We start from the raw sequence: 6,109 nt of genomic DNA on the forward strand, positions 1-6,109 counted from the left end.
CGCAGCATCGCATCTGCTTGAATACTGGCGCGGCTGCCAGTCGCAGCAGGAACAACTCGAAGACCATCTCCAGGAACTGCGCGGCCTGCAGCGCGGGCAGATCAGGCTCGCGATCAGCGAGGGGTACATAGACGGATTGATGGAGCAGGTGCTCACGGACTTCTGCATTCAATACCCGAACCTGGATGTGGCCGTCGACATCTTGCCGGTCAACAACGTGCAGGTCGAGGTGGCGGAGAGTCGCGCGCACATCGGGCTCGCTTATAACCCGCCCGCGCATGCGGAGATCGAATACCGGGCAACCGCGTCGCAGCCCGTCGTGCTGCTCGTCCATGCACAGCATCCGCTCGCACAGCGCGGCGGTCCCGTGACTGTCGATGAGATGCTGCAGTGTCCACTCGCCCTGATGCCGCCGGCCTTCGGTCTCGGTCAAGTGGTCGAACTGCTTGCGTATGCAGAGAATCTGCGAATTCGCCCGACACTCACGACGAATTCGCTGGCGGTGTTACGTCACTTCGTGAAGCGCGGCGAGGGCGCGACGTTGATCGGCGCGTTCTCGGTGTATCGGGAAATTGCCGCGGGCGAACTGGTGGCGCTGCCAATCAGGCATCCGGTCTTCGAGGCAGCGAAGGCGCGGGTGCTGGTGAAATCAGGGCGGCCGCTCGCCGCAGCCGCCAAAGAGTTGCTGAAGTGGATCCTGGAACGGATGACTGTCTTTCAAACGCCGCCTGAGCCCGCACCGCCAGCCACCAGGCCACGCCCCCGCGCTGGGGTCAAAAGCAAGGAACGTCGTCGGTGAATACCCTCGATTGACGCTGCCCGACTTCAAGCCGATACTTTGTCCGTACAAACTAACAATTGAGACGGGAGCATCGAGCATGCAAGCTGAAGAAGTGGGAAAGCAGCGGTATCGCGCAAGCTATGGCCGGTATTTCGAGGAATTCACGGTCGGCGATATCTACGAACATCGTCCGGGCCGCACGATCACCGAGGCCGACAACATCCATTTCTCTTTGCTGACGATGAACTTTCATCCGATGCACTGCGACGCCGCTCACGCGGCGAAAAGCGAATTTGGCCAGTTGCTGGTGAATAGCGGCCTGACGGTTGCGATCGTGCTCGGCATGTCCGTCAACGATGTCAGCGGAAAAGCCATCGCCAACCTCGGCTGGAAAGAGATCAAGCTGACAGGTCCGGTGTTTTGCGGCGATACGCTGTATGCCGAGTCGGAAGTGCTGGAAAAGCGTGAATCGAAATCCCGTCCCACGCAAGGCATCGTCACGGTTCACACGCGTGCATTCAAGCAGGACGGCACCGCGGTCATGGACTTCGTACGCACCGCGCTGATCGCGAAACGCGGTCACGGCACGGGGGATTAGAACACCGTTTCAACCCGCAGGAGATGTCGAGTCGGCCCAAGAACGAACGGCGTTTCAACTCACTCTCACAGTAAGGAGACGACTGTGAATCAACTCGTAAGCTCAGGCGCGCGCCTGGACAGATTGCCGATGGCGCGCTTCCACTGGAAGATCCTCGGCCTTATCAGCGCGGGAGCGTGCCTCGATGCATTCGACGTGTATCTCGCCGGTGGCGTTGCCGCGGCGATGATGAAGCAGGGCTTCTCGACGCTTCAGTTGAATGCGCTGTTTGTATCGGCGGGATTTTTCGGGATGGTGATCGGTGCGGGCTTGTCCGGTTATCTCGGCGACCGGTTCGGACGCCGCTCTTCTTACCAGTTCAACCTCGCGCTGTTCGGCGTCATGTCGATTGCCGCCGCGTTCGCGCCGAGCATCTACTGGCTGATCGGCTGCCGTTTCCTGATGGGCATCGGGCTCGGTGCGGAACTCGTGGTTGCGGCCGGCACGCTGTGCGAATTCATTCCGCCGGCGTATCGCGGACGATGGATCTCGTTGCTCGGATTGATCGTCAACTCCGGGCTCGTGATCGCCACGAGTGTGGGCTATGTCGTGATTCCGATGTTCGGATGGCGCTGGATGTTCGGCATTGCGGGGATCGGCGCGATGATCGTCTGGGCCTTGCGCCACAGCATGCCGGAGTCGCCGCGCTGGCTCGAATCGGTCGGCCGCCTTGAAGAAGCGGAGCGTACTGTCAGCGCAATCGAAGCGGAGGTGGCGAAGCAGCGCGGGCCGTTGCCCGAATGCGCGCGCACGCAGAATCTCGAAGTCCCGCAACTGCCGTTCAGCGCACTGTTCCGGCGCGGCATGATCGGCCGCACGCTGACGGCGGCGCTTACCGCGGTCGCGGTGAATGTCGCGGTGTACGGCTTTGTTGCGTGGCTGCCGACCTTCTTCGTGAGGGAAGGCCGGGACGTCGTGACATCGCTGGGCTTCACCACGCTGATGTCGTTCGGCGCGCCGTTTGGCGCGGTGCTCGGCTTTCTCAGCGCCGACCGGCTGGGCCGCGCCAAGGGTCTCGTGTTTTTCTCGGCGATGACCATCGTGCTCGGTTTCATCTATCCGCAGATGGTTGCGAACGTGGCGATTGCGTGCGTTGGCTTCGTCCTGGTGAGTTGCATCTTCGCCATCGTCACGCTGGGCCTTTTCGGCTACGTGCCCGAGTTGTTCCCGACTGCCTTGCGCTTGCGGGGAACGGGTGCCGCGGGCGTATGCGGCCGGCTTGCGTCCATGACCACGTCGTATGCCGCCGTGCTGCTGTATCAGCAGTTCGGGTTATTCGGGGTGCTCGGCATGGTCTCGGGCGTGCTGGTGCTGCTGATCGTGGCGGTCATTTCACTGGGTGTCGATGCCAACCAGTATTCGCTCGAAGCGGCCTCGCCCGACGAAGATGCGCTCGATACCCAACTGGATTTCAAGCAAGGAGGAATTGCACGGTGAGCTCAACTTCCATCTCCGCAGCGCTTGCACGCTTCACGACGAACCTGCGGCTCGACGATGTGCCCCAGGCCGTCCGCGAACGCGCCAAGCATTTGATACTCGACAGCATCGGTCTCGCATTTGCCACGACCACGTTCAACTATTCGCGTGCGACACTTGCCGCCATGCAGGAACTCGACAGCGGCCACGCGTCGGTGTTCGCGCATTCGGAGCGGCTTGCCATGCGCGACGCAATGCTTTTCAACGGCCTTCTGATCCACGGCCTCGATTTCGACGATACCCACGCACGCGGCGTCATTCATTCGACCGCGAGCGCCTTGCCCTGCGTGTTCGGGCTCGGCGAGCGCGAGAACGCAAGCGGCGCCGATCTGCTCGCCGCCTATCTTTGTGCGATGGAAGTATCGACCCGGGTGGGCGCCGTTGCGCAAGGTGGTTTCCACAAGACGGGTTTTCATCCCACGGGACTGGCCGGCGCGTTCGGCTGCACGCTGGCGGCCGCACGTCTCCTCGGTCTCGACGAAGCCCGCGCGACGCATGCGCAGGGCATTGCGCTGTCCATGGCGTCGGGCAGCCTGGAATTCCTGCAGGACGGCGCGTGGACCAAGCGTCTGCATCCGGGCTGGGCCGCGGTCAGCGGCACGGTTGCGGCGTCGCTTGCAAAGCATGGATTCGTGGGTCCCGGCGCGCCTTATGAAGGCCGCTATGGGCTTTATTCGCTGCACCTGAATGACGATGCCACGCCGGATCTTTCCATTGCGACGAACGGGCTCGGCGAGCAATGGGAGATCGACCATGTTGCGCTCAAGCCGATTCCCGCATGCCATTTCACCCATGCATCGTCTGATGCCGCGGTCGAATTGCACAAGCAGTACGGCCTCAGCATCGATGAAATCGAAAACGTCGTCGTGCGCGTGCCGGGTGCGACCGTGAACGTGATCTGCGAGCCGGTCGCGAACAAGAAGCGTCCGGCGAACAGCTACGACGCGCAGTTCAGCATTCCGTACATCGTGGCAACAGGCTTGCTCAAGGGACGCTTCACGCTCGATGACCTCGACGACGCGGCGCTCGCCGATCCAGCCGTGCTGGCCCTGGCGCAACGCGTCAATTACGAAGTGGATCACGAGTCCACGTTCCCGCGCCATTACACCGGCGAAGTGATTGTCTTCACACGCGATGGCCGCCGTCTTGCGCATCGCGAGGCGATCAATCGCGGCTCGTCCGATCGGCCGCTGACCAACGACGACATCGTCGCCAAGTTCTTCGATAACGCGCAGCGCGTGGTCTCGCGCGAGCGCGCCGCGCAGGTGCGCGACGCCGTGCTGAATCTCGAACGGTCTTCCGTATCCACGCTCGCAGACGTGCTGCGCCGTCCCGGCTAATTGTTGCTGCATGCATTCAGGGCCCGTCAGGGCAGGAGATTTTCATGGCTACCATCGATGTAGAAACGATTGAAACAGCAGAAGAGGCGAAAGCTAACGAGGTGCTGATCCTCGACATGCTCGACCGTTTTCTCAAGACGGAAGTGAAGCCGTATGTCCACGCACTCGAAGCGGCCGACGAGTACCCGCACGAGATCGTCGAGAAAATGAAGGACATGGGATTGTTCGGATGCCTGATCAGTCAGGAATACGGCGGACTGGGTCTCTCCACATCGACGTACGCGAAGATTGTCGACCGGATCTCGGCGGTCTGGATGTCGGTGAGCGGCATCATCAACTCGCATCTGATCATGGCGATGACCGTGCAGCGCAACGGCACCGAGGAACAGAAGCGTGCCTATCTGCCGCGCATGGCGACCGGCGAATTGCGTGGCGGCATTGGGCTGACGGAGCCGGATTGCGGCACGGACCTTCAGGCGATCCGCACGGTGGCGCGGCGCGAGGGCGACGAGTATGTAGTCAATGGCAACAAGACCTGGATCACGAACAGCCTGCACGGGAACGTCCTGGCGTTGCTCGTGAAGACCGATCCGAAGGCGGAGCCGCGGCACAAGGGCATGACGCTCCTGCTCGTCGAAAAGGGTCCGGGCTTCGAAGTCAGCCGCAAGCTCGAAAAGCTCGGGTACAAGGGTATCGATACGTGCGAGCTGACCTTCACGGATTTTCGCGTGCCGGTGTCGCAGGTGATCGGCGGCGTAGAAGGACTAGGACTCAAACAGATTCTGGGCGGCCTGGAACTGGGGCGCATCAACGTGGCCGCGCGTGGGGTGGGCGTGGCGCAGGCAGCGCTCGATGAATCCGTGTCCTATTCGCAGCAGCGCAAGACTTTCGGCAAGCCGATTTGCGAACATCAGGCGATTGCGCTGAAGCTGGGCGAGATGGCGACACGCTTGCAGGCTGCGCGTCTTTTGACCGAAGCGGCGGCGGTTGCTTACGACCGCGGCGAACGCTGCGACATGGAAGCCGGCATGGCGAAATACTTCGCCACTGAAGCTGCGCTTGAGAACAGCATCGAGGCCATGCGAATTCATGGCGCCTATGGCTACTCGAAGGAGTTCAACGTCGAGCGCCTGTACCGCGATGCGCCGCTCTTGTGCATTGGCGAAGGCACCAACGAGATGCAGCGAATCATCATCGCCAAGAACCTTATTGCGAGGAATCCGGTATGACTTTGCCGCTCTCAGGCGTGCGTATTGTCGCGGTCGAACAGTACGGCGCGGGTCCGTTCGCGACGCAGCATCTGGCCGATCTCGGCGCGGAAATCATCAAGGTGGAGAATTTCCGCGAAGGCGGCGATGTCGGGCGCGCGGTCGGTCCATATTTTTTTGGCGAAGGCGACAGCCACTTTTTCGAGGCGTTCAACCGCAATAAGTGCAGCCTGACGCTCGATCTCAAGAAGCCGGAAGCACGCGGCGTCCTTCTCGACCTGGTGAAGAAAAGCGACGCGGTCTTCAACAACCTGCGCGGCGATCTGCCCGCAAAGCTCGGGCTGACTTACGACCAGCTGAAAGAGTCGAATCCGGCGATCGTCTGCGGTCACTTGTCGGCTTATGGGCGCACCGGAAGCCGTGCGTCGTGGCCGGGTTACGACTACCTGATGCAAGCGGAAGCAGGGTATCTGTCGGTCACGGGCGAGCCTGACAGTCCGCCGGCGCGCTTCGGGCTGTCGATCATCGACTTGATGACGGGCACGACCGCCGCCATGGCGCTGCTTGCAGGAATCGTGCAGGCGCGCGCTTCCGGCATCGGCCGCGACATGGACGTCAGTCTCTTCGATGTCGCCATGCACAATCTCGCTTATGTCGCGACGTGGTA

At 61.6% G+C, this 6,109-nt stretch carries 6 protein-coding genes; all 6 read left to right on the forward strand.

What is annotated here, in order from left to right; genetic code table 11:
* On the forward strand, positions 1-799 hold a 799-nt coding region (locus ACFFAR_RS22095; protein WP_375508476.1), incomplete at its 5' end, for a LysR substrate-binding domain-containing protein.
* 79 nt (positions 800-878) lie between these two features.
* Positions 879-1,379, forward strand: coding sequence for a MaoC family dehydratase (locus tag ACFFAR_RS22100; protein ID WP_062001714.1), 501 nt, complete (start codon positions 879-881; stop codon positions 1,377-1,379).
* Between the two features lie 129 nt (positions 1,380-1,508).
* Positions 1,509-2,855 carry an MFS transporter gene (locus ACFFAR_RS22105; RefSeq protein WP_062001715.1) on the forward strand — a complete coding sequence of 449 codons (1,347 nt, stop codon included), beginning with the start codon at positions 1,509-1,511 and terminating at the stop codon, positions 2,853-2,855.
* On the forward strand, positions 2,852-4,234 hold the full coding sequence (locus ACFFAR_RS22110) for an MmgE/PrpD family protein (protein ID WP_174362955.1): 1,383 nt from the start codon (positions 2,852-2,854) through the stop codon (positions 4,232-4,234). Before ACFFAR_RS22105 ends, ACFFAR_RS22110 begins: the two co-directional genes overlap by 4 nt.
* Positions 4,235-4,278: 44 nt before the next feature.
* The gene (locus tag ACFFAR_RS22115; protein WP_075357459.1) at positions 4,279-5,463 is read left to right on the forward strand and encodes an acyl-CoA dehydrogenase family protein; all 1,185 of its coding nucleotides are present in this window, start codon (positions 4,279-4,281) and stop codon (positions 5,461-5,463) included.
* Positions 5,460-6,109, forward strand: a 650-nt coding sequence (locus ACFFAR_RS22120; RefSeq protein WP_375508477.1) for a CaiB/BaiF CoA transferase family protein, incomplete at its 3' end; no start/stop codon positions are given. The genes ACFFAR_RS22115 and ACFFAR_RS22120, both read left to right, overlap by 4 nt.

It is taken from the genome of uncultured Caballeronia sp. (assembly GCF_964243625.1).
Classification (GTDB): Bacteria; Pseudomonadota; Gammaproteobacteria; order Burkholderiales; family Burkholderiaceae; genus Caballeronia.